Origin of the sequence: Prevotella sp. oral taxon 306 str. F0472, from assembly GCF_000257925.1 — a bacterium.
Classification (GTDB): domain Bacteria; phylum Bacteroidota; class Bacteroidia; order Bacteroidales; family Bacteroidaceae; genus Prevotella; species Prevotella vespertina.
Map to the genome: position 1 here is coordinate 23331 of NZ_AJIN01000035.1, position 25548 is coordinate 48878.

Sequence of the window (25548 nt, forward strand, 5' to 3'; positions counted from 1 at the left end):
CCTTTGTGGGTTAGTAAACAAGTTTGAAATGGACAAGGAATTAAGAATAATCATCAGTGGCGGTGGTACAGGAGGACATATATTCCCTGCTGTATCTATTGCGAATGCGATTAAAGCAAAACATCCAGATGCTAAGATTCTCTTCGTGGGAGCTTTAGGGCGTATGGAGATGCAACGCGTACCCGCTGCAGGATATGAGATAAAAGGCTTACCTATCAAAGGTTTTGATCGTGCACATATACTTAAAAACTTCGAAGTATTGTATAAGTTATGGAAAAGCTTACGTATGGCACGCCAGATTATCAAAGACTTTAAGCCGCAAGTTGCTGTTGGTGTAGGTGGTTATGCCAGCGGTGCTACACTTTATTCATGTGCTAAGATGGGAATTCCATGTCTCATCCAAGAACAAAACTCATATGCTGGTGTGACGAATAAACTATTGGCTAAACGTGTGAAAAAGATATGTGTTGCATATGAAGGTATGCAACGATTCTTCCCTGCTGATAAGATTATTATGACAGGAAACCCTGTACGACAAAACGTCTTAAATACACCACTCTCTATCGAAGAAGCACGAGAGAGTCTAGGGTTGAAGAGTGATAAAAAGACTATTTTATTAGTAGGAGGTAGCCTTGGAGCACGCACCATTAATCGTTCTATCATGGAGCATCTAGACCTAGTAGCCAATACAGATGTGCAATTTATTTGGCAAACAGGAAAATTCTACCATCAGCAGATAATGGAATTTATGAAGGGTAAGGAACTTCCTAACTTGAAGATAATGGACTTTATTAGTGATATGGGGGCAGCTTATAAAGCAGCAGACTTAATCATCAGCCGTGCAGGTGCAAGTTCTATTAGCGAGTTCCAACTCATAGGTAAACCTGTAATCCTTGTTCCAAGTCCTAATGTTGCAGAAGACCATCAAACTAAGAATGCAATGGCACTAGTAAATAAGCATGCTGCAATTTACGTAAAGGACTCTGAGGCTCCCGACACATTATTGAAACTAGCATTGGAGACAATATCTGATAATCAAGAATTAGCCAGCCTTAGTGAGAATGTAAAAAAGATGGGACTACAAAACTCGGCAGATGTTATTGCAGACGAGGTAATTAAACTCATCAATTCATAATCTTACTTATACGAGGAGATTTGTTGTAAAAGTAAATGGAATACAAAAATCCGCCAAAGAGAATAAAGTTAGAAAAGATATAGATACATGGAACTAAAAGATATAAAGTCAGTATATTTCGTTGGTGCAGGTGGTATTGGAATGAGTGCTATTGCTCGTTATTTCCTTCATAAGGGATTAGTTGTTGCTGGGTATGATAAGACACCATCAGAACTTACCCATCAGTTAGAAAAGGAAGGAATGATGATTCACTATGAAGAAAATGTAAATCTCATTCCTGAAGCATGTCGGCAACCATTAACAACATTGGTTGTCTATACACCTGCGATCCCATCAACACATGCAGAATTGAAATACTTCCATGATAATAACTTTGTAATAGAGAAGCGTGCACAAGTACTAGGAACACTTACTAGAACACACAAAGGACTCTGTTTTGCAGGTACCCATGGTAAGACGACTACATCAACCATGTGTGCCCATATCATGCACCAAAGTCACTTAGATTGCAATGCTTTCTTAGGTGGAATTTCTAAGAATTATGGCACAAACTATATCCTCTCTACCCACAGCGATTATGTTGTGATCGAGGCTGATGAGTTCGATCGTTCTTTCCATTGGCTACGTCCTTGGATGAGCGTTATTACATCTACCGATCCAGACCATCTAGACATATATGGCACGAAAGAGGCTTACCTTGAAAGTTTCCGCCATTACACAGAACTCATACAACCAGGTGGTGCACTCATTATTCATAAAGATCTTGAGATGAAGCAACATGTACAAGAAGGGGTCAAAGTATATAATTATAGTCGTGAGGAAGGTGACTTCCATGCTGAGAATATCCAAATAAAGAATGGAACTATAACCTTTGACTTTATTTCTCCTGTAGAAATAGTGAAGAATGTAGAACTCGGTCAACCCATCCCAATCAATATTGAAAATGGTGTCGCTGCAATGGCTATGGCACAACTCAATGGTTGTACCGCTGAAGAGCTACGTGAAGGTATGAGAACCTATGGTGGCGTTGATCGCCGCTTCGACTTCAAGATAAAGAACGATCGTCATGTCTTCCTATCTGATTATGGTCATCATCCAAAAGAGATATTACAGAGTGCTAAAAGTTTGAAGGAACTTTATTCAGATAGAAAGATAACAGCTATCTTCCAACCGCACCTCTATACGCGTACTCGTGATTTCTATAAAGACTTCGCAGATGCATTAAGTCACTTTGATGAGGTTATCCTTACTGAGATTTATCCAGCACGTGAACAACCAATAGAAGGTGTTACAAGTAAGCTCATTTACGATAACCTACGCCCCAATATAGAGAAGAAGATGATACAAAAAGACGATGTTCTGAATTTCGTCAAAGCACATGACTTCGATGTATTAGTAGTCCTCGGAGCTGGTAACCTCGATAATTATGTACCAGAAATTGCCGAGATTATCAAAGCTAAAGAGCAAAAACTAAGTTGAAAGTTTTAAATATATAAAAGGAAAAAGCATCCTAAAGAAAAGATAAGACATGTACATTCAGTGGAAAAAGATTATTATCACTGCGCTGGACATCATACTAGCTTTCTATCTCATCATGGCTGTTACCGCTTGGAACAATCCAGATGAGCAAGGTAAAGTATGCACGAAGGTGAACATAGAAATATCTGATTCCAAGAATGCTGGATTCCTTACAGCAGAGGAGATAAAGCATATCTTACAAAAGAACAATCTCTATCCTCTTAATAAAAAGATGGAGAATATCAATCCACGAGACATCGAAGAAACTCTCAAAGATGGACCTTTTGTGAAGACTGCTCAATGTTACAAGACGGAGAACGGACATATCAACATACAGATTACTCAACGTATGCCTATTATCCGTATAAAGAGCCAACATGGTGGTGACTACTATCTTGACGACAATGGAGGAATACTCCCCAATTCTAAATATACAAGCGATTTAATTATTGCGACAGGTAATATAAATAATATCTTTGCAAAGCTCTATATTGCACCACTTGCTAAGGCTATCAGTGCATCGCCTTTTTGGATTAATCAAATAGAGCAAATAAATGTACTCCCAGATTATGGTATAGAACTAGTTCCACGCGTGGGAGACCATATAATCTTCATGGGGTATTTACCTCTTAATCGCAACAGGTGGACACGTAACCGAGAGATTAGCTCTTTCGTAAACAACAAATTATCACGATTGGAGAAGTTCTATCGATATGGTTTATCACAAGTCGGATGGAACAAGTATTCATATATTGATATTGAATTTGATAATCAGATTGTTTGCAAACGAAGAGATGCGGAAGCTGAAAGAAAAGAAGCAGAAGCTATCACCAAAGAAGCTAAAGAAGAAAAGAAAAAAGACAGACAACGTACAGAGGAGGAGGAACGTGAGAAAGCACGTAAAGAGGTTGACCGACAAGAACAAGTAGCAGATGGTCCAACGGAATAAGTCAACATGCAATCACGTAGAAGAATGTACATGTATCAGACAGAAAAGAACATTAAAACTAAGAAATATAATACTTAACGAATATGGCAGAGTTCATAGTAGCCATTGAATTAGGCTCATCAAAGATTATGGGAATCGCCGGCAAGAAAAATCTTGACGGTAGTATCTCCGTGCTAGCCGTTGCTAAGGAAGATGCATCACAGTGTATTCGCAAAGGTGTAGTCTATAACATCGACAAGACCGGACAGTGCCTCACCAGCATTATTAATAAGCTCAAGAAACAACTGAAATATGAGATTTCTCAGGTTTATGTAGGTGTAGGAGGACAATCTATACGTAGCGTTCGTAACGTTATTGTTAAGGATCTTCCTTCAGATACCATCATAACATCAGATATGATAAATGAGCTGATGGATGCTAACAGAAATATGACTTACCCTGAGCAAGAAATCTTAGATGCTGCTACTCAGGAGTATAAGGTCGATAACCAATACTCCCTAGACCCTGTCGGTATTAAGGCCACACGCTTGGAAGGAAACTTCTTAAACATTCTATGGCGCAAGTCATTTTACAACAACTTAAATAGCTGTTTTGAAAAGGCAGGAATCGCAATAGCAGAAATGTACCTAGCACCATTAGCCTTGGCTGATGGCGTACTCAGCGAAGCCGAAAAACGTGGAGGTTGTGTACTTGTCGACCTTGGTGCTGACACCACGACCGTCTCTGTCTATTATAAGAATATTCTTCGCCACCTCGCTGTAATCCCATTAGGAGGCAATAATATCAACAAAGATATAGCGTCCTTGCAGATGGAAGAAAAAGAAGCTGAGGCTATGAAACTGAAGTATGGCTCTGCATTCACTGACAATAACGAAATTGACAACAACCTTAAATACTCTATAGATGCCGAACGAACAGTAGACAGTCGGAAGTTCATCGAAATCGTTGAAGCACGTGCAGAGGAAATTATCGAGAATGTATGGTGTCAGGTTCCATCAGAATATACAGACAAGCTCCTCGGTGGAATCATACTTACAGGTGGAGGTATGAATCTTAAAAATATCGAATGTTTAGTACGCAATGTTACACGTATAGAAAAGATTCGTAAGGCTAAGTTCGTCACACAAACCATTACCTCAAGTCATGCAGAAATAACTGCAAAAAATGGTGAAACAAACACCATATTAGGCTTACTAGCAAAGGGAGACATGAATTGTGCTGGTGCAGCATATAACCCTGCTGCTAACACTCTCTTTGAAGCAAAAGATGTAGCTGTTGCCCATCCAATAGAGACAACAGCTACAAACACTAATACACGTCCACAAGGACAAGGTTTTGTCCCCACTCCAGAAGAGAAACGTAAAGCTGAAGAGGAACGCCGTAAGAGAGAAGAAGAAGAACGCAAGCTACGCGAAGAGGAAGAAGCAAGAGAACGTGAAAGAGAAGAAGAGAAACGTCGCAATAGTTTCTGGAACAAGTTCGTTCGTAAAGCAAAGGAATTTGGAGGCAAGATGCTAGAAGACGAAGAGTAACACTTTCATGGGATACAAATAATAAGTATATTCATCATATAGACACATACTGTTATGACAGATAATAATAATAAAATAGACGTATTAGACTTCGGCGATGGCGACGTTACTGACAGCATAATCAAAGTCATTGGTGTTGGTGGTGGCGGTGGTAATGCCGTCAACCATATGTATAAAGAAGGTATACATGACGTAACCTTCGTCCTCTGCAACACAGATGCACAAGCTCTCAACGATTCTCCTGTTCCCGTTCATTTACAACTAGGAAAGGAGGGATTGGGAGCAGGAAACCGCCCTGAGCGCGCAAGACAAGCAGCCGAGGAAACCATCGATGACATCAAGAAGATGCTCAATGATGGAACCAAAATGACATTCATCACGGCTGGTATGGGAGGCGGAACAGGTACAGGTGCAGCACCTGTCATTGCACAAGTCAGTAAAGAACTTGGTATCCTCACTGTTGGTATTGTCACCATTCCTTTCCGCTTCGAAGGTGCAAAGAAGATTGATCAGGCGCTAGACGGAGTAGAAGAGATGGCTAAACATGTTGACGCTCTTCTCGTTATTAACAACGAAAGATTACGTGAAATCTATCCAGAACTTAGCCTCCTAAACGGATTCCGTAAAGCTGATGATACGCTTAGCGTTGCAGCAAAAAGTATTGCAGAAATCATCACTGTACATGGTATTATGAACCTCGACTTCAATGACGTGAAAACGGTTCTAAAGGATGGTGGTGTAGCAATCATGTCAACAGGTTATGGTGAAGGAGAAGGCCGTGTAAAGCAAGCAATAGAGGATGCACTTAACTCACCATTACTCAACGACAACGATGTCTACAAGTCCAAGAAAATCCTTCTATCCATCAACTTCAATAGCAATGACAAGGACAACCCTGGCTTGACTATGGAAGAAATGGGGGACGTAACTGAATTTATGAATCATTTCAGCGAAGACTTCGAACTGAAATGGGGATTGGCAATTGACCCAGAACTTGATCAGAAGGTAAAAGTAACCATCCTTGCAACTGGTTTCGGCATAGAGGATGTTGATGGTATGGGACGACACATACAGAAACTATCCGCAGAAGAAGCAGCAAGAAGAGCCGATAATGAGGAGAAAGATGCAGAACGTCGTGACCGCCGTGAACGTTTCTATAGGGACAACAACAACACTCAATACAAACATCGCCCTCATATCTATCGCTTTACAGCAGATGAGCTTGACAATGAGGATGTAATTCTTGCCGTAGAGAATACACCTACTTACAAGCGCACAAAGCAAATGATAAAAGACATCAAACACATCAGTTCTCCAGAGACAGGACAGGAAGAGACTGATTCTAAAGGTACGGTTGAAGGCGTAATTAGCTTCGTTTAATCACGTTGATAAAATATTAAAGGCGAGAGAAGGTATATCGAAATAGCAAGCAAGCTATGAGGTGTACCTTTTTTTCATATCGCTTTCTACCCAAAATATTATCTTTGGCGTAATGGACATTTGGTAGGCTGAAACCTCTCGGATATCTGTAAAAAGCTAGACATAGGTTTTTTGCATTGGTCTTTGAATTTCATTATTTTACCTATTGGTCATTAATACTAACCTTTAAGCCTGTTAACACTAACCTCTGAGCCTATTAATACTAACCTTTTTGAACTTTAATCATTAACATTTGAACTTACGACTTTCTTCCATTGTAGCTGTTTCATGCATTAGGTAGAGGTTAAGAGGTAGCGGTTGGAGGTAGAGGATGGTGCTTCTTTTTCTTTTCTGTGCTGCAAAGGTAAGTAGAATTTTAAAGAAAACATTAGTTTTTTGAGGTGCTGGGATAACAAGTATTGCAAATGGCTCTGTAATAACTTGTGTTACAGAGAGATAAACAAATGAAGAATGAGGAACGATAAGACAGAATGATTTTTTTGACCTTTTCCTAATGGGATAAAGTTCAATTAATCACATCAATCATAAAATCACAATCACAAAATCACAAAAAGGATTTTCAATGTGTAAAAGGGATTCCTAATATAATATAATACCTTATTAATAAATAATAATATATAATGATATATTATCTACATAAAGAAAAAGCATGATACTACCATAATTGATTTTGTGATTTTGTGATTGTGATTTTGTGATTTTCCTAAATATCATAATAACAAGATAAACATAATGGCGGTATTGTCTTAAAAAAGTGTGTAAGCCCATATTTTTCTTATCTTTGTATTTGGAAACTTTAAAATAAAGAAACAATGGAACTTACACAATTACAAAATACGCTTAGCCATGTTTGTGGATGCCCGTTGTTAACATAGAAAAGAGTGCTCTTGTATTAGAGAAATAGATTATTAATCTTAAAATATTAGTTTGTTCCCTGTTAATTTTTAATCTATTTTCCTAATACAAGAACACTCTTTAAGAAGATAAGGAGGCATAGTAAAGTTTATTACTCAGCCTCATCCCATAGAGAGTAATGCGTTGGTTCGGGGGCAATCTCATCCTCATCGAAGGGAATGGGTTTAGCTCCTACGGGAATACTTGGGTTATATGGTTGGCTAGAAACACCTGGCGATGCTGTCAGCATCATAGCTTCAGTTGGTAATATGATGTGTTCTATTTGCGGAGTTATATATGTATTCTTTTTCATGATGGCTGTTATTGATTGTTTGTTATCAGTTAATTTTTGTATTCTCAATAAGTAGAATAGACATGAAGTCCATTACTTTAATCATTTAACAACCACCTTTTTTCCTTGATGGATGTAGACACCACGTTGTAGTTTCTCTACCCGTTGACCATTGAGGTTGTAATAAGGTGTATTATTAAAGTCTTTTGTCTGTACGTTGTTGATAGATGTAGGATTACTATTGAGTTGCTCATCTCCTTCAAACATAAAGCTCACTTTGGCATGACCTGCTGTGTAGGGAATTAATGCATAAGCCCTATGAACAGGCATATCGACAGCTATTGGAACTCTATAAAAGACCCCTTCATTGGCATTGAGAACATAGAGAGGGGTTGTGCCAGCTGTGATAGTACGCCCTTTTTCTGTAACGGTCTGCATAATATTTGACGTTATGTTATAAGTGTTCTGATCCTTTTCTCCGATGGTGTAATAGTAATCGTAGGGCAAAGTCTCTATATCTAATATCTTTAAAAGAGTTCCAGTCTCTGCAGGAAGATAACCATAGTCATTAGGTGCACCACCATATCCATCAATACTGCGCATGACTACTATCTTATCCGCCTTATTGCTGTTATAGTCTGCATGACCAGCTACAATACCAGTTTCAGAGGCGACAAATGCAGCTAGTTTACAGGCTCCTTTCGTGCGGAAATAATCGTTCAAATCGGTATCAAACTCACGTGAGAAAGTACCATACTTGTGAGTTATCTTTAAGTCTTTAATCCGATAGTCAACACGATTAGCATAGCCTGTCCATCCTATAGCAGATCGATAGTCTTCTACTTTAGTCTTCTTTACATAGATCTTTGTAATATGGTTATCGAATTCCGAGTAAGTAGTTCCTAAGTCCCACTTCTTAGAGCTCATATCTTTAGGAGGGTTACCTGTGAAGAAGAGAGTAGTGACAGTTGTTGTTCCATTAGAGTTTTTGAAAGCATCAATCCCCATGTAATCAAGTTGGCTATTAAATACAACTTCTTGTATATTGGTGTTGTTGTTTGCCATTGCTCGGTCGTTCCATAGACGCACCTCATAGTCATGATTAGGAATGTTAGGAGCTTGGACCTTTTGAGGAACAACATAGGTGAAAACGTCACTCTGCACATCGACTACCATTACAGCCTTCTTTGAGAGAATGAAGTATTCGGTTGCTCCATACCCTTTATCAGTCTTGAAAGAACTAATTACTTGGTGGAAAGCATTCCAAAATGTATTTGTGTTGTAGGAATTGTAGGCATCTTGACGCACACTAATATCAATCTTTGACTTGTCGATGTTCTCTTCATTGAAAGCCTTTTGTCCAATGTTTACTTCTTGAATAGGTGTTTTGTTGAGGAAAGCAATCGTGTTCAACTTAGCACACTTGTCGAATGCATATTGTCCAATACTTGTGACATTCTCAGGGAGCGTGATGTTTTCAAGATCCTTATTATAGTAGAATGCGTAGTCTCCAATCCTCTCAATAGTAGGAGGCAAGAGGGTATAGTAAGTGTCAGCCTTTCCTGGAGGGAAGGAGATGAGAGTGTGCTTATCCTTGCTCAAGAGGAATCCGTCTACACTAGAGTAGGTTTGGTTAGCTTCGTCAACAGTGAATGATTTTAGTTTACCACAGAATTGAAAGGCTTGTGGACTGATGTTATTTGTTTGTGCGGGAATCTTTATCTCTTTTAGATTTTGGCAACTATTGAAGGCAGATTCTTCGATGGTTGTTACCGAAGTGGGTAATTCTATACCTGTTAACGCAAGCGCATTTTGGAAAGCACCTTTACCAATGGTTGTTATCTCTGCATTAGTAGGGAAGGTGATAGATGTTAGATTCTCACATCCATTGAAAGCTGCTTCCTCGATGGTTTTCACTTTAGCAGGAAAGGTGAAACTGCTTAGTTTGCTATCGCCTTTAAAAGCGTTACTACCAATAGTTTCTGCATAACTATTGCCTTCAAAAGTGAATGATTCAAGACTATTGCAGTTGGCGAAAGCCTCGCGACCAAGTGTTTCTAACTTCGTTCCATTATCAATCTTTACACTTTGTAACTTGCTACAATTAGCAAAAGCCGACCACTCAAGTGACTTTAAGGAAGAGGGTAAGGTTAATGTCTCCAAGGCTGCACCTGTGAAGGCAAAGGTACCAATCTTGGTAATTGTGGCTGGTGCCGCAAAGGTGATATCCTTTAATGAGGTGGTATATTGGAAAGCGTCTTTCTCTATCTCTTCCAAGCCACTATTGAATATAACCTTTTCGATCTTCGGTGCTCCTTTAAAGGCATCTTCAAGAATCTTCTTAGTAGTTGGTAATGTCTCGTAAGTACCCTTTAGTCCTGCGGGGAAGTGGGCGAGTTCTTCTCCATTCAATGTGTAGATAACTCCCTTTTCATCGGTTTTGTAGACTTGATTTTCACTATCAACATGGAAGCTATTTACCTTGTATGCACCTGAAAAGGCACCATTCTCAATCTTAGTGATAGAAGCAGGAATGGAGACAGAACAGAGTTGTACGCAATCTTTGAAAGCTTCTTTACCAATCTCTTTTAGCGGTGGATTCATTACGATATTCTTGATATTGCATACTCTACCGAAAGCCCCTTCAAGGATTTTTATGACAGTAGAAGGGATGGTATAAGGGTCGTCGTCTTTTGCATTAGGATAGACAACAAGCTCTGTCTTTGCCTTAGATAAGATGACTCCATCTACACTTGAAAACTTTGGGTTAGCGTCATCAACCTGTATAGCCTTTAGTTTCAAAGCACTCGTAAAACCATTGTATCCATCTTCCGCAGGTAATTCTGTAAGTGTACTAGGTAGATATACTGTTTCTAAAAACTGGCTCCATTGTAATGCATTGGGGCGAATACCAACGATTCCATCGGGGATATGGTAGTCTGTTCCTTGCCTTGCTACAGGGTAAGCAACAAGGCATTTATTGCCCGAATCTTCCTTTGAGTAGAGTACGCCATCTTGTGAATAATAATAGGGGTTGGCTGTTTCTACAGTGATGGATGTTAGCGCGGAGGTAAAAGCAAAGGCTCCGTTTTGGATGTTTGTTACAGATTCAGGAATGTGAATCGTTGTGAGTTTCTTACCTATCAAACAATTGGCATTTATCGTTCGCACAGTGTTTGGGATCGTAACAGATGTTGCATTCGGTACACGACTATTGTCCATAATGGCTGTAACTTTCCATTTGTGTTCCTTAGCAGTGTCCTGTATCTCTCTTGGAATATTCACAGTCATAAGACCAGAGGATATAAAAGCAACTTCGTAAGCTGCAGGGTGTCCGTTGCCAGCATCACGTTTTGCAGTCACGACATAAGTTTTACCATAGGTGGTAATTCGGTCTCCCTTTACCACGGCATGAATGTTTGTTACTTGGAATAAGCCAAGCAAAAGTAGTAATAGAAAATTCGTTCTTCTCATTTGGTTCATATTTAGTTATTATTTGGGATTAGTTCTCTCTAACTTGTTAATTATCTGATAATTTTTGTGACGTAGGTCTTGTGCTCGTTAAGTGATTGTATTTACGCCTTTAGTCTATTGGTGCAAATATAGAGAATTTTTGTTTCCTTTTAGTTGTCAATATGGTCAGTATTCTTTTCCAGATAATGCTTTTTGTTTCTAATTTGTAAGTTTTATAATCACAAGGTGTTGATTCTGTTAATTTAAAAGGTTATTGTTAAAAGAATAAGAAGGTGTTTTGTGTAATTGAAATGGTCAGTTATGTGTCGTGATGAAAAGTATCTTTATGATGTCTACTTGTTACCTTTGAAGTATACATGAGGCGCCCTTGTCACTTTATTTATTGGGTATATTGAGATTGGAAAAAGCACCTTTATATAAAGAGTATAATGTTAATTCTGTTGTTAAAAGTTGACATATCATAAATTTAAGTTAACTTTGCAAGGAAATGAAAGTGTGTATATGAAAATTTTGAGAAGTGTAGCTTGCTTATTAAATAAGGTGTATCAGCCTATTAAGGAGAATGGCCGATTCTTTTTCTTCATGTATCTCATCGGTGTGTTAGTCACGTATGAAGAGTTGCCAAGAGACAATCCGGATGCTTGTGTCTATGGTAATCTTTGGTTGGAACTCTTCCTTGATTTGTATGTTGTATGTCTATTGCTTACATTCATCCCGATGCGTGTACGTCGATGGATTCGTGCTTTCTTATATGTTATTGCCTATGCAACGACGATGGCAGATGTATTCTGTTGGGAGAAGTTCCAATCGACATTAAACCCTTCAATGTTGCTGCTTGTTGGGGAAACAGATGGGAGAGAAGCAAGTGAGTTCTTTAGTAGTTACTTCAGTGCTGATCTACTCTTTTCTGGTGTGGGGCTGGTTCTGTTGATAATGCTCATCCATATTCTTTGTGCTTTCTGGGGCAAAGTAAGGATGCAGTTACCTGATAAGTTGCAGAAGAGTTATGCGGTTCTTTGCAAAGGTTTTAATCGTCTTCAGCCTGTGTTAGGAGCGTTAAGTTTGGGCTTATTGGTGTGGTCTGCTTGTACTTCTGCGCATAATAAGAAGGAAATGGTACAGATGTTTTCGATGGATACGATAGGTTCTGTCGAACATGAACTGACCACGAGTGACTGCGCACAGTTCTATCTTCCCGTGTATAGACTTGCCTTTAGCATCTTTGCAAATGAGTTAGCTTCACAGCAGATAGACCGATTGATTGAGGCAAAAGACAAGGTGAAAGTGGATAGTTGTACGTTTAAATCGCCTAATATTGTCCTTATCATCGGTGAAAGTTATGGTAAACATCATTCGCAACAGTATGGTTACTTCATGCCAACAACGCCTCGACAGATAAAGTTACAGAAGTCTGGTTTACTCGTTCCATTCAGTGATGTTGTATCGCCATGGAACCTTACTAGCTTTGTTTTTAAGAATGTCTTTTCTCTACATGTGGTCGGAGAGAAAGGCGAGTGGTGCGATTATCCTCTCTTCCCAGAGCTTTTTCGTAAGGCTGGTTACCATGTGACATTCATTACCAATCAGTTCTTACCAAAGGCAAAGGAGGCTGTTTATGATTTTAGTGGCGGTTTCTTCTTAAATCATCCAGAGCTTTCTCAAGCTATGTTTGATACTCGTAATGATCAATTATATCAATATGATAGTGGTTTGCTCGATGACTTCGATAAAAAAGAGAAGCAGCAGAGTACCAATCATAACCTTATCATCTTTCATCTAATTGGGCAACATGTGGCTTACAAACAACGCTATCCAAGCGATAGAAGACACTTTCATGCAGATGATTATACCAACAAACGGAGTGATCTGAATGTGAGTGAACGTAGCGTCTTGGCGCATTATGACAATGCAATACTATACAATGACTCAATAGTAAACCAAATCGTCAAACGTTTCAAGAACCAAGATGCCATCGTCATTTATATGCCTGACCATGGAGAAGAGTGTTACGAAGGGAATAGAGGTTTTATTTGTAGGAAGCATTCAGCCGCTATTGACTATGATTTGGCTAGGTTTGAATTCGAGATACCATTCTGGGTTTATTGTTCAAAGAAGTATGTTGCAAATCATCCAGAAGTGTTCCGTGAGATTAAAGCAGCGAAGAATCGTCGTTTTATGACAGATGCCTTGCCTCACATGTTATTGTATTTAGCGGGCATACATACGAAGGATTATCATGCTGAATATAATATTTTGAGTTCGAAGTATGATGAGAGACGACCTCGATTATTAAAGAATACGACCGATTACGATAAACTTGTTGAAGCAAAGAAATGAAAAGAGAACTCTTGACAAGAGCAGAGTGTAATGCCTTGAGAGGCCTTGCCATCATAGGAATATTCCTCCATAACTATTTCCACTGGCTAGCTCCTGTGGTGAAGGAGAACGAGTATCAGTATTTTCAAGAGAATGTTAACTGGTTCTATCATGTGATACATAGTCCGTTGGATACACTCTTCTTCTTTCATATTCTGTCTTTTTTCGGTCATTATGGAGTACCTGTTTTCCTTTTCCTTTCGGCTTATGGATTGACAATGAAGTATGAGCAACAGGAGGAAGTAGCACGTGGAAATAGCCAACTTGTGCAGGAAAAGTTACCAGTTTGGTGCTTCATTAAGTATCATTGGCTAAAGTTATTCAGCATGATGATAGTTGGTTTTGTTGCATTTACCATGTTGGATGCTATTACACCTAGCCCACATCATTATGCAGTGATAGATATTATCGGTCAAATGGGACTTTTTAACAACCTCTTACCACACCCTGATGACATTATATGGCCCGGTCCTTACTGGTTCTTCGGACTGATGATTCAGTTCTATATTGTCTATCGGCTTTGCCTTTATCGGCGCCATTGGGTATGGAATGTGTTGTTAATTGCTATCTGTGCAGCCATCCAGTTAGCTTGTGACCCTGAGGGAGAAGCCTTGAATAGATGGCGTTATAATTTCATAGGAGGTATGCTTCCATTTGGTTTTGGTGTGCTTTATGCCCGTTATATGCGTCCTTTGAATACAGCAACTCACCTTGTTTTGTTTCTTCTCTCACTATTTGCTATCGTCTTGATGAGCTTTAATTACGTCACATGGTACTTCGTCCCGTTGGCAGTTTGTATTGTTTCTGTTAGTTTTGTAAAGCTAGCTAGTAGATTGCAAGTTGCACAAAAAGAATATAAGACAGGCTTTATGGCAATGCTTACGTGGGTGGGTAGCATTTCTGCAGCACTATTTGTTTGTCATCCCATCACGCGTAAGATCTTCATACCACTGTCTCGCGAAGGGGATTACTGGACGGGACTTCTACTCTATATTATCAGTTCCATCTGCCTGGCTTGGCTCTTTAAAGAATTGATGAAACGTATTCCCAGTCCTCGACTAAAGAACAGATAAGTATAAAAGTTACGGATTCATCGAAGAAAAGATATGAAGATAAAGGACATAGAATTGGCTAATATCAGCCGCTATCGAGGTGAGTTAATGGGTGCAGCCATGCTCTTTGTAATCCTATTCCATGTAGGGTTACCTCGTGAAGACATGTTCTTCGGATTGAGAAGAATGGGCAATATCGGTGTTGATATCTTCCTTTTTCTTAGTGGTATGGGACTTTGGTTCTCATGGACCAAACGCCCATCTTTGTCCCACTTCTTCACTCGTAGATTCTTACGCATTTATCCAACTTGGTTGCTTTTAGCCTCTTTGTATTATATTCCCGATTACCTCGACTTATCCTTTGTACAACATAGTGGACATAGCACAAGCATCATTGATTTGATAGGAGATATCTCGATCAATTGGGACTTTTGGTTACATGATGAGTTAACGTTCTGGTATATCCCTGCAATCATGCTCCTTTATCTCTTGAGTCCATTCTATATGAAGCTCATCCTCACGCACCCTATTTATCGATGGTTGCCTGTTGTGATGTTGATGTGGTGTATATTAGTACAATACGTTACACCTATTAATAATGCTGTCGGGCATTTGGAAATCTTTTGGAGTAGAGTTCCTATCTTCTTCATAGGCATTAATATGGCTGCATCTGTGCAACGGAAAGATACAATGGATGGTACTTCAATATGGATGATATGGTTAATATTCATCATGGCGTTGGCTTCTAGCATCTTTTTAGAGCAAGAGAAGCACGGTCAATTCCCCCTTTTTCAAGAGAGAATGTTATATATTCCGCTTACAATTACAACCATCTTATTGTTGAATCGAGTGTTTCGTCGTACACCAGTAGCCATCAATAAGGCTTTCAAGTTTGTTGGAACGTTAAGTCTAGAAGCTTATCTTATTCATGACCACTTTGTATTAGCGTATGTGGAACAGCTCCATTGGACTTATTGGCCCACCTTCTTATTAACTACCAGCATAACCTTATGCGCTGCATGGATTGTCCATCAAATGTTAGAAAGAATTATAACTCCCTTAGAGAATAAGCTGAAATAATGAAGAATCTCATTCGTTTAATACGCCCACATCAATGGGTTAAGAACCTTGTAGTACTCCTTCCTGTCTTTTTCGGAGGTGCGTTATTGCATATAGAGTCCGTCTATGCAGGGCTTGTCACAGCCCTTTGTTTCAGTTTTGCAGCCTCTTCTATCTATTGTCTGAATGATATTGTCGATGTTGAAGACGATAGGCAACACCCTGTAAAATGCCATCGCCCTATGGCTTCAGGTGCAATCAGCATCACACAAGGTTATACACTTATGTTCTTGATGTTCGTTTTGTCGATGCTTTCGACCTTTTTGTTACGTCAAAGCCAACTAGAGACTGCAAGTGTAATCCTATTTTATTGGTTATTAAACATAGCCTATTGCCTAAAGTTAAAGCAGTATGCAATTATTGATGTGTGTGTTGTTTCCTTTGGATTTGTGCTTCGAATCCTAGCTGGCGGATATGCAACAAGTATCCATCTAAGTAAGTGGATTGTCTTAATGACCTTTCTTCTCATGTTATTCTTGTCCTTTGCTAAACGGCGAGATGATGTCGTTAGAATGAATGAAACAGGGCATGCACCACGCCAAAATACCATTCGTTATAACCTAACTTTCATCAATCAAGCAATAACAATAACGTCTAGTGTGACCCTCGTGTGCTATATCATGTACACTGTTAGCCCCGAAACAATACAGAACTTCCACACTGATTACCTTTATCTAACCAGTGTTTTTGTTCTTGTTGGTCTATTGCGTTATATCCAAATCGCTGTTGTTGATAAGAGAAGTGGCGATCCGACGAAGGTGATGTTGCATGATCGTTTCATGCAATTTGTCGTTTTGGCTTTTGGATTAGCATTCCTTTTCATTATTTATGTACTATAAGTAAGGAGTTTGATGATGGTGAAGAAGGTTTATGCATTCGACTTCGATGGTACATTAACGACGAAGGATACACTCATAGAGTTTATTCGTTTTGCTCGAGGTAATACTATCTTCTTGTTGGGATTCTTATTGTTTTCCCCCTTGTTGGTGCTCATGAAGTTAAAACTCTACCCTAATTGGAAGGCAAAACAACGGGTGTTCTCATGGTTCTTTAAGGGTATGCTAGTAGACGATTTCAACCATCTTTGTACAGAGTTTGCCTTTCATAATAAGCAACTCCTGCGTCCAAAAGGAATGAAGGTAATAAAGAATGCAATAGAGGAAGGTGCTCAAGTCGTGATAATCAGTGCAAGTATAGATAATTGGGTGCGCCCTTTCTTCGATGAAATGGGTGATAATATTATCGTTGTGGGTACTAAGATTGAAATAAGCAATAACCATTTAACAGGCAAATTCACCACTAATAATTGTTATGGAGTAGAGAAAGTGCGACGCTTACAAGCACTTTTTCCACAGCGCAATGCCTATACTTTAATCGCTTTTGGCGATAGTCGTGGAGATAAAGAACTATTAGCTTATGCCGATCAAGGTTTTTATAAGCCTTTTAGAGAGAATGAGGAATAGGATGAGAAAGGATGTTTTAGATAAGAAGAAACTCGGTGAAATCGTTAGATTCATCATTGTTGGTGGTTTAGCAACAGCCATCCAGTATGGTATCTATTTACTTATGTTATTGTGGTTACAGCCTCTCTTGTCAAATACTATTGGTTACTTTGTGAGCTTCACCTTTAATTATATCGCCTCAACTCACTATACTTTCCGTGTTAAGTCGACTGCCAAGCGAGGTTTAGGCTTTGTTTTCTCACATATAGTAAACTATTTCCTGCAAACCCTTACACTGCATGCTTTTCTGATGTTAGGGCTCGATAAGAAGATAGCCATGATTCCAATGTTTGCTATATGTGTCCCAATTAACTTCGTATTGGTGCGCTTCTTCTTGCATAGAAAGTAACTTACACATTACTACATTTGGTTGGCTCTGCTTTAATTAGTACCTTTGCAGCTGTTAATTAACAATTATTTAATGCGTATATTCAATATATTTAAGGTAAGAAAGGAGGAACGTTGGCTTGCTCTTTCCATGCTTCTTGTGTTCATTCTGTTTAATGGCTTATTGATAGCAAGCCATTATCACACCTATACAATGGGTGCACATGGAGGTTTCTGGAGCATTTTTACTAAGCATTTCCGTATGTCTGGATATGATAACTGGTCGTGGATAACCATCTCTGGGATGCGTATTCACTTTGAAACTAGCCGTCATCCGCTTTACTTAACGTTCCTTTATCCGCTCTATCTATTGAATCATTGGCTCATACAAACCTTTGGTTATAACTTTGCAGTGTATTTCATGGCTGCTATTATCATCTTTTCATCCTTCTATGCAGTACTCTTTATGTATCGTGTATTCCGTGAAGTGATGGAGATGAAACAGAAGGATGCAACACTGCTAACGCTCTTGCTTTTCTCTTTTGGGCATATCCTCATTCCTTCAATGGTACCTGATCATTTCATAGTATCGCTGATGTTGCTTTCAATGACGCTTTATATAACAGGAGTGAAGATGAAGAAAGGACTGTTATTAACGTCTTGGCAGTCTCTCATACTAACTTTCTTCACTGCAGGAATGGCTACTTCCAATGGTGCTAAGACGCTTTTAGCAGGTTTATTTACCAACGGGAAAAAGATATTCTCTACTAAGTTTATCATTATAGGAGTCATTCTTCCCTTCTTATTGTTGCTTGGTATTCAGCAATCCCAGTACTACCTATTAGAAGTACCACAACAGGCTGTTATCCATCATATCGAAAAGGAGAATCTAAAGAAAGACCCGCAAAAGGTTTTAGAACATAATCGACAACGTAATGAATGGCAACGTACACACCTCGGACAACCTGTTGGTGATGGTGCTATAACTAAGTTGATGGATGTATCCACACCACGAGTACCAACGCTTGTAGAGAACTTCTTTGGTGAATCCATCCAACTCCATCAACGTTACTTGCTGAAGGATGTGTCATGGGAAAGACCTATTTTTGTGTCTTATAACTGGGTCTTTAATTATATAGTAGAGGCTTTTGTTGTCTTATTGTTCGTTATTGGCATTGTTATTAGCTGTAAGCAACGCTTCTTCCAGATGTTACTTGCATGGTTCGCATGCGATATCACTTTGCATCTCATCCTTGGTTTTGGTATTACGGAAGTATATATTATGACAGCAGGATGGGCATTTATCATCCCAATAGCTTATGGTTTCTTGTTGAAAAGATTACCGATGAATTGGCAAAGAATCATGCGTGTAACACTCATTCTACTGACGGCTTATTTGTGGATATATAATGCAGGACAAACATTCCAATACCTAATATCATAATATGTGGGCTCAGTTTACAAAAGTAAGAAAGGCAGAACGTCTACCTGCTTGTCTGTTTCTTCTATGGCAGATTATTATGCAGGCTACAGTCATCGTACCATATTATTCGGTGTTTTCGGTTGTTTCTTCGAATTATCGCAAGAACTTCCTCGACTGGTTCCATGTGTCAGGCTTTGACCCATTAACTTATTGTGTTGTCACCGATTGGTCGACAGCTTACGATGTACATAGGCACCCTTTATTGGCTTTCTTCTATTATCCCTTGTACCTTATCAACCATGGGTTGACAAGTTTGTTAGGTGTTAATTGTGTGCAATTCTTAGTTGCATTTGTTCTTCTTATTAGTTCGTTCTATGCCTTCCTATTGATGATGAGAATAGGTAAAGACCTGCTCCATCTATCACAAAGAGAGTCTGCTGTTATTGCCTTTCTACTCTTCTCTTTTGCTTATGTTCTATTGGCTGCTGTCTCACCTGACCATTTCATACTATCACTCTTCCTCCTTCTCCTAGTGATATACATTACTGGTAAACAGATGGCAGAGGGCAAACCGCTAAAGAAGAAACAAGCAATTATTCTCTTCCTACTTACTGCTGGCGTTTCTCTCAATAATGGGTTAAAGGTGTTTCTTGCTGACTTCTTCTCAAAAGGAAAGCGTTTCTTTCGCCCTTACAACCTTATTTTTGTTGTTGTCTTACCAGCTGTTCTTATATGGTTCTTTGGTGCTTGGGAGTATAAAACATTCGTTGCTGATAGCGTTAAAGAGCGCAAGATGAATGAGAGACAAGCAGTAAAGAAAGATAAAACTAAACTATGGACAGCCTTTTGTGACACGACTCATATCAAAGATAATAAGCAACAGAAGGCAGCGTTCGACCAGTTATGGAAACGGCACCGACAGGCACAATTAAAGGTAAAGTATAGTGCTCCACGTTATGCCCACTCGGGTGATCCTGTTAGTAAACAGCCTTTCTTAAATTGGACAGACATAACCACCTCACGTAGTAAAACCATTGTGGAGAATCTCTTTGGGGAGTCTCTACAATTACACCAGAGCTACACCTTAGGAGATGTGATGCGTGATCGTCCAGTCTTTGTCAGCTATAATTGGTTCTTTAATTACGTCATTGAAGCATTCATTGTATTACTTTTCTTGTGTGGTATATGGGCTGGAAAGCGCAGTAAACTAATGTGGATGACGCTGTCATTCTTCGCTCTTGATATGATACTCCATATAGGTTTAGGCTTTGGAATAAACGAAGTTTACATCATGACAGCGCATTGGGCGTATGTCATTCCTTTGTGTATTGGATTCTTGATAAAGTCCACTTCGGGTAGAAAGCGTACTGCCATCACGTTGTTTACAGCATTAATAGCCTTCTATCTCATCGTTTATAATAGTGTACTAACCATCTTTACACTCTGAAAAAGTTATGAGTAATAAGGCTACTGTATCAATCGTTCTCTGTACTTATAATGGTGAGAAGTATTTGAGAGAGCAGCTTGATTCCATCCTCAAGCAGTCGTATCCAATTCATGAAATTGTCATTCAGGATGATAATTCGGCAGATGGTACGTGGGATATATTAGAGGAGTACGCCATAAAGAATCCCCTCATTCGAATCTATCGAAACGAAGGGAAGCATGGTGTAAACCCTAACTTCCTATCAGCCATACACCGCGCAGAGGGTGATTATATTGCTATCTCTGATCAAGATGATGTGTGGGAAGTTGATAAGATAGCCAATCAAATGAGTTGTATCGGGGATAAGATGCTTTGTAGTGGGCACTCTCGTCCTTTCTCAAATGATGGTTCTTTTGCTTATTTTGATGGTAGAGAACGCAATGTGAACATCTTTCGTATGATGTTCCTAGGCTTACCTGGGCACACACTACTTTGTAAGCAAGAGTTGATTCATTTGTTACCACCCATCGAACATCCCGTCTTTAAGGTTACTCTCTATGATGCTGTATTGAGCATTATTGCGGCATCCTATGATAGTGTTGTATTCTGTAACCAAGTGTTAGTGAACTTCCGTCGTCATGTAGAAGCCACTACTTACAATGATTATAGTCGGAGTTTACCATCCTGGAAGAATGCTGTACACGAGTTGAAATGGTGCCTTCTGCATTATCATGAGATGCGTAATAAAGCCCTACCTATCTATCGGGGTAAACTGGAATTGATGGTTGATTTACCCTCAGAAAAGCATGATTTCATCGAAGCAAGAGAGGCTATGAGGATGGAAACGAGGGGTGGTTTCATTGCATTCTTGCGCCTACAATATTTGCTAACAAGGAACTATAAGAAACTATTTCATACACCTGGTGGTGGCTTGATGAAGCTCTTTCGGGCAATGCTCTATCCCATCATGCAATTATATATGTACCACTAAGAACTCTTTAATCAGCCTTTCTTACGACGAAAGTAGTTGATGCATTCCTGTTGTATTTGCGAGCCTCCTACTTTCATAACAATATAATAGAGTGAAACGGCTATAACCACTCTTGCCAACAAGAGGATGATGAGGCTGTGTATCCATAATGTAATAAGATAGGTAATAACCATCACTGCAGCAGAAACTAATAGGTAAGGACTAATGTCCTTCAGTATGTCTTGCAATCTAATACCTATCTCCTTATTTGCGAAATATTGCCAAACAAGGAGCCAAAGAATCGTGATGATGGTATAGACACTCACCATGAAGACGATGCCTTGTTGATAACAAAGAACAATGAAGAAAACCTGTGCTACGATGAGTAATATTGTACACCACATATAGACAGTGGACCTTCCTCGACTGAGAATAAGGTTTTGATACATTGTATAAAAGGGTAGGAAGGCTCCACTAATACAAAGGATTCGTAGTAAGGGAATGCTATCCATCCACTTATCAGATATTAGAAGAATAATGAATTCATGTGCAACCATCGATAGACCAAACATTGCTGGAAAGACTAAGAAAGCGGTGAATCGGAGCATTTTACGGAATACTTTTACCTGTCGACAGGTATCATTATTCACCTCAACGAGTACTGGTTGCGCTACTTGTGATATAGTACCAGAGACGAAGGTACTAGCCATTGTGTCCCATTTGAAGGCTTGCGAGAAGTTGCCAACAGCCTTTGCACTATACAACCGACCGAATATAAAGGTCAGAATGTTTTGGCTTATTGTGTTCACAACAGTGGTTATTAAGATCTTATAACTAAATGAGAACATGTGCTTGATAGGGGTGAAGTCGATGTGAAACGTGGGTCGCCAAGGAATAATAAAGAATCGCCATAGACTGGTGAGAGCAATGTAAAGGACCTGTTGCCACGCCAAACTCCAATAAGCATAACCTTTCAGTGCAAGCACAATACCCACCACGCCCGATATTACTAAGCAAGTGATGCGCAAAAGAGTGGTCTCTTTCACCATCATATTCTTGAATAGGTAGGCCGCAGGAGCAGTCCCTATGGATGAGAATAACAGCGATGCAAAGATAAAGCGAGATAGGTTTATGAGTTCTGGATGATGGAAGAATGAGGCTATCAAAGGTGCTGAAACGAATAAGACAGCGTAAGAGAGCCATCCAACGAAGGTGCTGAACCAAAACACAGCATTGTAGTCATTATCCTTTGGATGCTCCATGTTGGCAAGAGCTGAGGTGAATCCGCTCTCCTGTAAAGCACTAGCAATGGCTGTAAATACTGCTAACATCCCCACCAAACCATAGTCGGCTGGTGAGAGCAAACGTGCTAAGAAGATTCCAATAACTATATTGAGAAGCTGCATGGTGCCATTGTTCAATGCCCCCCAAAAGAGTCCCTTTGCAGTCTTCTCCCTTAGTGTCTCTTTTCCCATGATTGTCTTTTAAGCTATCAGCAAACTTCTAGTTCTCTTGTTCGATAGCCTTTGTTATAACAAAAAATATTTGAGTTGCAAATATAAGGTATTCTCATGAGAAACCAAAGAGATTGCTTGTTTAATCGCTTCAGTTTGTTTCCTAGAATCAAAGAGAGGCTCTTCTCATAGCAACGAAACGCCCTTTTCACATGGAAGAGAGGCTCTCTTCAAATAGAGAAGGGCGTCTCTTTCATACACGAAAAGTACATATTTATACGAAAGAGAGGGTGTTTCTTATTTTGGACAATAAATGTTCTAAAAAGGACATGATTGTTGCTTATTTGGTAGAAAAGACTTACTTTTGCGACAATTTATACAACAGAATGAGAGAGAACAAACTAATTTCAAGTGTAAGAACCACTAGTTTTGAGAAAATTGTATCCTATTTAGCCAGCAACAAAGCTAATATTGGAGGTGATATATATGTAGGGACTGAGTTTGCTATAGGCCTTGGTTGTATTCCTCCCTTTAGTCCAGTCCATGATAAGACAGACTTGGTAAGGTTGGATGTTCTACATGTTATCATCATTAAAAGTGGGTGGTGTGAACCTGTCATCAACTTTAAGAAGTATCGTTGTGGGCCTGGTGACATTCTATTTATCAACTGGGGTGTTGCTATTAAAGAGGATGCTTTAGGGCGTGATATAACCTTTGATGGATTTATGATGACGCAAGAATACCTGAAGATGATATTTCATGGAAGACTTCCTAAACGCTTCTTGTCTCCTAATCTTTGCTTCTCTTTCCATATGCAGGACTTTGAGTTAGATATATGGAGCCAATATATTCGTCAGCTTTATACGCTAGCTAACATTCAATCGATGGCAAATGAAGAGGCGATGAAAGCCCTCTTTGAGTCGGCAATGGCTTTTGCAATGTCGCTATATAAGTCGAGAATGCCTCAAAACGACGATACGTGGTCACGTAGCAAAGAGTTGATTGAGCACTTCTTGTACTTTGTTGATCAATATGCAAAGGCTCAGCATGAGATTGACTTTTATGCTTCAAAGCTGTGTGTAAGTACCCATTACTTGGGGATGATAGTAAAGAAAGAGACTGGAGATACGGCAAAAGCAATCATTGATAAGGCTTTGCTCCTCTTGATAAAGCTGGAACTTAGATATTCAAATAAGTCTTTGAAAGTGTTAGCTGATGAGTTTCATTTCGTTACACTAAGTGCTTTTTGTAAGTTCTTTAAGCGTTGTGCAGGAGTAACGGCATCGGAGTATAGGATGATGCCAGATAATCAGCACGAAGAGAACTTACCCTTATATAATTTGGAGAAAGCTAAGAGTAAGGGTGAAGGTCCTTACTTGTAATATTGTAAGATAGCGTTTTCAATCCTGGAGGGAACCCATCCTGTGATGGGTTCGCCTTGCTTCACTCTTTCTCGGATAGCCGTACTGCTGATGTCAATTAGTGGCGTTTGAAGTATGCTAACATTCTTTGGTAAGAGGGAAGAAGACGGCGTGTGGTCACGACGAGGATACACCACTATATGATAATGAGTGATGATGTCCTCCGCATGATACCAATGGTTAAAGGCTTTCCAATTATCTCCTCCAACAAGAAGAGTGAATGTGTGATGAGGAAAGTCATGCTTTAAATGTTGTAAAGTGTTCCATGTATAAGAAGGCTTCGATAGGTGGAACTCGTAGTCGGAAGCCTTGAAATGCGGTTCATCGAGTATAGCTAGCCTTACCATCTCTAGTCGGAGATGATCATCCAAGAGCCTTTGATTCACTTTAAAAGGGTTCTGTGGAGAGACCATGAACCATACTTCGTCAAGTTCTTTCTCTATTAGAAAGGCTTTAGCAAGAGCTATGTGCCCATTGTGAATAGGGTCGAAAGAACCTCCAAAGATACCCACCTTCAGTCCTCCCTCTTCATTAGAAGGAATAGAGGAGGGGTGTAATTCCTTAAAAGAAGAAGGTGAATCTGGTGTTTGTTGGGTTTTTTGAACCATTTATATAAAAGCTTTAATCATCTCGTAAACCTCTTGTTTAGCTTTGTCGAGGTCATCATTGACGATGATCTTATCGAACTTGTTAGCAAAAGTAAGCTCGTAGGAAGCTTTTGCAAGGCGGTTTTCTATGGCTTCAGCACTATCCGTTTGTCTGCCAACCAAGCGTCGGCGGAGTTCGTCTAGAGATGGAGGTTGTATGAAGAAACTCAATGCGCGCTCCCCATAGAACTTCTTGATATTGCATCCCCCCTTAACATCTACATCAAAGACAACGTTCTGTCCAGCAGCAGATTGATGCTCTACTTGTTCTTTCAAAGTACCATAGAAACGATCTTTATACACCTCCTCATACTCAAGAAAGTCATCATTTTTGATTCTCTCTTTAAATTGTTCGGGGGAAAGGAAGATGTATTCAACACCATCCTGTTCGGTTCCTCGTGGCGCACGAGTGGTACAACTAATAGAGAAAGCAAGCCTTAGTTCTGGGTGTTCCTGCATTAACCACTGAACGATGGTGCTCTTTCCTGCACCTGATGGAGCCGAAAATATCAATAGTTTACCAGCGCTTTTTGCATCCTTCGAGGCTTCTGGCTGGGGGGTAGAAAATTGATTCGACATATTGTTGAGTTGGGTGTT

At 39.5% G+C, this 25548-nt stretch carries 20 protein-coding genes; 15 read left to right on the forward strand and 5 right to left on the reverse strand.

Annotated elements, in window-relative coordinates; all coding sequences use genetic code 11:
* Positions 1 to 28 precede the first annotated feature (28 nt).
* From murG to ftsZ, 5 genes are all read left to right on the forward strand, one after another.
* Positions 29 to 1135: an undecaprenyldiphospho-muramoylpentapeptide beta-N-acetylglucosaminyltransferase gene (gene murG, locus HMPREF9969_RS04955; RefSeq protein ID WP_009434732.1), complete on the forward strand. Its 1107-nt coding sequence runs from the start codon at positions 29 to 31 to the stop codon at positions 1133 to 1135.
* 87 nt (positions 1136 to 1222) lie between these two features.
* Positions 1223 to 2614 carry a UDP-N-acetylmuramate--L-alanine ligase gene (murC, locus tag HMPREF9969_RS04960; protein ID WP_009434751.1) on the forward strand — a complete coding sequence of 464 codons (1392 nt, stop codon included), beginning with the start codon at positions 1223 to 1225 and terminating at the stop codon, positions 2612 to 2614.
* Between the two features lie 49 nt (positions 2615 to 2663).
* Entirely contained in the window at positions 2664 to 3602 is a 939-nt protein-coding gene (locus HMPREF9969_RS04965) for a cell division protein FtsQ/DivIB (RefSeq protein WP_009434765.1), read from the forward strand.
* 83 nt (positions 3603 to 3685) lie between these two features.
* Positions 3686 to 5134, forward strand: coding sequence for a cell division protein FtsA (ftsA, locus tag HMPREF9969_RS04970; protein WP_009434779.1), 1449 nt, complete (start codon positions 3686 to 3688; stop codon positions 5132 to 5134).
* Positions 5135 to 5188: 54 nt separating this feature from the next.
* Complete coding sequence (ftsZ, locus tag HMPREF9969_RS04975; protein WP_009434739.1) at positions 5189 to 6514, forward strand: cell division protein FtsZ; 1326 nt, start codon at positions 5189 to 5191, stop codon at positions 6512 to 6514.
* A gap of 1066 nt (positions 6515 to 7580) precedes the next feature.
* Here ftsZ and HMPREF9969_RS04980 read toward each other — a convergent pair.
* Together HMPREF9969_RS04980 and HMPREF9969_RS04985 are read right to left on the reverse strand one after the other, a co-directional pair.
* Complete coding sequence (locus tag HMPREF9969_RS04980; protein ID WP_009434764.1) at positions 7581 to 7781, reverse strand: hypothetical protein; 201 nt, start codon at positions 7779 to 7781, stop codon at positions 7581 to 7583.
* Between the two features lie 81 nt (positions 7782 to 7862).
* Positions 7863 to 11234 carry a leucine-rich repeat domain-containing protein gene (locus tag HMPREF9969_RS04985; protein WP_036895099.1) on the reverse strand — a complete coding sequence of 1124 codons (3372 nt, stop codon included), beginning with the start codon at positions 11232 to 11234 and terminating at the stop codon, positions 7863 to 7865.
* Between the two features lie 501 nt (positions 11235 to 11735).
* On the opposite strand from HMPREF9969_RS04985, the gene HMPREF9969_RS04990 reads away from it, so the two are divergent.
* The 9 genes from HMPREF9969_RS04990 (at position 11736) to HMPREF9969_RS05030 (ending at position 21450) form a co-directional block, all read left to right on the forward strand.
* Positions 11736 to 13571, forward strand: coding sequence for a phosphoethanolamine transferase (locus tag HMPREF9969_RS04990; protein ID WP_009434742.1), 1836 nt, complete (start codon positions 11736 to 11738; stop codon positions 13569 to 13571).
* Positions 13568 to 14683, forward strand: coding sequence for an acyltransferase family protein (locus HMPREF9969_RS04995; protein WP_036895100.1), 1116 nt, complete (start codon positions 13568 to 13570; stop codon positions 14681 to 14683). The genes HMPREF9969_RS04990 and HMPREF9969_RS04995 overlap by 4 nt, the downstream gene beginning before the upstream one ends.
* Before the next feature lie 33 nt (positions 14684 to 14716).
* Positions 14717 to 15742, forward strand: coding sequence for an acyltransferase family protein (locus HMPREF9969_RS05000; RefSeq protein ID WP_009434734.1), 1026 nt, complete (start codon positions 14717 to 14719; stop codon positions 15740 to 15742).
* On the forward strand, positions 15742 to 16620 hold the full coding sequence (locus HMPREF9969_RS05005) for a decaprenyl-phosphate phosphoribosyltransferase (RefSeq protein WP_009434766.1): 879 nt from the start codon (positions 15742 to 15744) through the stop codon (positions 16618 to 16620). The genes HMPREF9969_RS05000 and HMPREF9969_RS05005 overlap by 1 nt, the downstream gene beginning before the upstream one ends.
* Positions 16621 to 16632: 12 nt before the next feature.
* Positions 16633 to 17244 (forward strand): HAD family hydrolase, encoded by a 612-nt coding sequence (locus HMPREF9969_RS05010; RefSeq protein ID WP_009434760.1) that lies wholly within the window; start codon positions 16633 to 16635, stop codon positions 17242 to 17244.
* Position 17245: 1 nt separating this feature from the next.
* Positions 17246 to 17632, forward strand: coding sequence for a GtrA family protein (locus HMPREF9969_RS05015; RefSeq protein WP_009434752.1), 387 nt, complete (start codon positions 17246 to 17248; stop codon positions 17630 to 17632).
* A gap of 72 nt (positions 17633 to 17704) precedes the next feature.
* Positions 17705 to 19054, forward strand: a complete 1350-nt coding sequence (locus HMPREF9969_RS05020; protein WP_009434724.1) for a DUF6080 domain-containing protein — start codon at positions 17705 to 17707, stop codon at positions 19052 to 19054.
* A gap of 1 nt (position 19055) precedes the next feature.
* A complete protein-coding gene (locus HMPREF9969_RS05025; RefSeq protein WP_009434726.1) occupies positions 19056 to 20480 on the forward strand; it encodes a DUF6080 domain-containing protein in 1425 nt (474 codons plus the stop codon).
* 7 nt (positions 20481 to 20487) lie between these two features.
* Positions 20488 to 21450 (forward strand): glycosyltransferase, encoded by a 963-nt coding sequence (locus HMPREF9969_RS05030; RefSeq protein ID WP_009434728.1) that lies wholly within the window; start codon positions 20488 to 20490, stop codon positions 21448 to 21450.
* Positions 21451 to 21461: 11 nt separating this feature from the next.
* Here the strand turns inward: HMPREF9969_RS05030 and HMPREF9969_RS05035 are convergent, their stop codons facing one another.
* Positions 21462 to 22904: a lipopolysaccharide biosynthesis protein gene (locus HMPREF9969_RS05035; protein WP_009434772.1), complete on the reverse strand. Its 1443-nt coding sequence runs from the start codon at positions 22902 to 22904 to the stop codon at positions 21462 to 21464.
* 365 nt (positions 22905 to 23269) lie between these two features.
* Between HMPREF9969_RS05035 and HMPREF9969_RS05040 the strand changes: the two genes are divergently transcribed.
* On the forward strand, positions 23270 to 24265 hold the full coding sequence (locus HMPREF9969_RS05040; protein ID WP_050899968.1) for a helix-turn-helix domain-containing protein: 996 nt from the start codon (positions 23270 to 23272) through the stop codon (positions 24263 to 24265).
* Here HMPREF9969_RS05040 and nadD read toward each other — a convergent pair.
* Positions 24256 to 24912, reverse strand: a complete 657-nt coding sequence (gene nadD / locus HMPREF9969_RS05045; protein WP_009434755.1) for a nicotinate (nicotinamide) nucleotide adenylyltransferase — start codon at positions 24910 to 24912, stop codon at positions 24256 to 24258. The genes HMPREF9969_RS05040 and nadD overlap by 10 nt on opposite strands.
* A complete protein-coding gene (gene gmk / locus HMPREF9969_RS05050) occupies positions 24913 to 25530 on the reverse strand; it encodes a guanylate kinase (RefSeq protein ID WP_009434750.1) in 618 nt (205 codons plus the stop codon).
* Positions 25531 to 25548 lie beyond the last annotated feature (18 nt).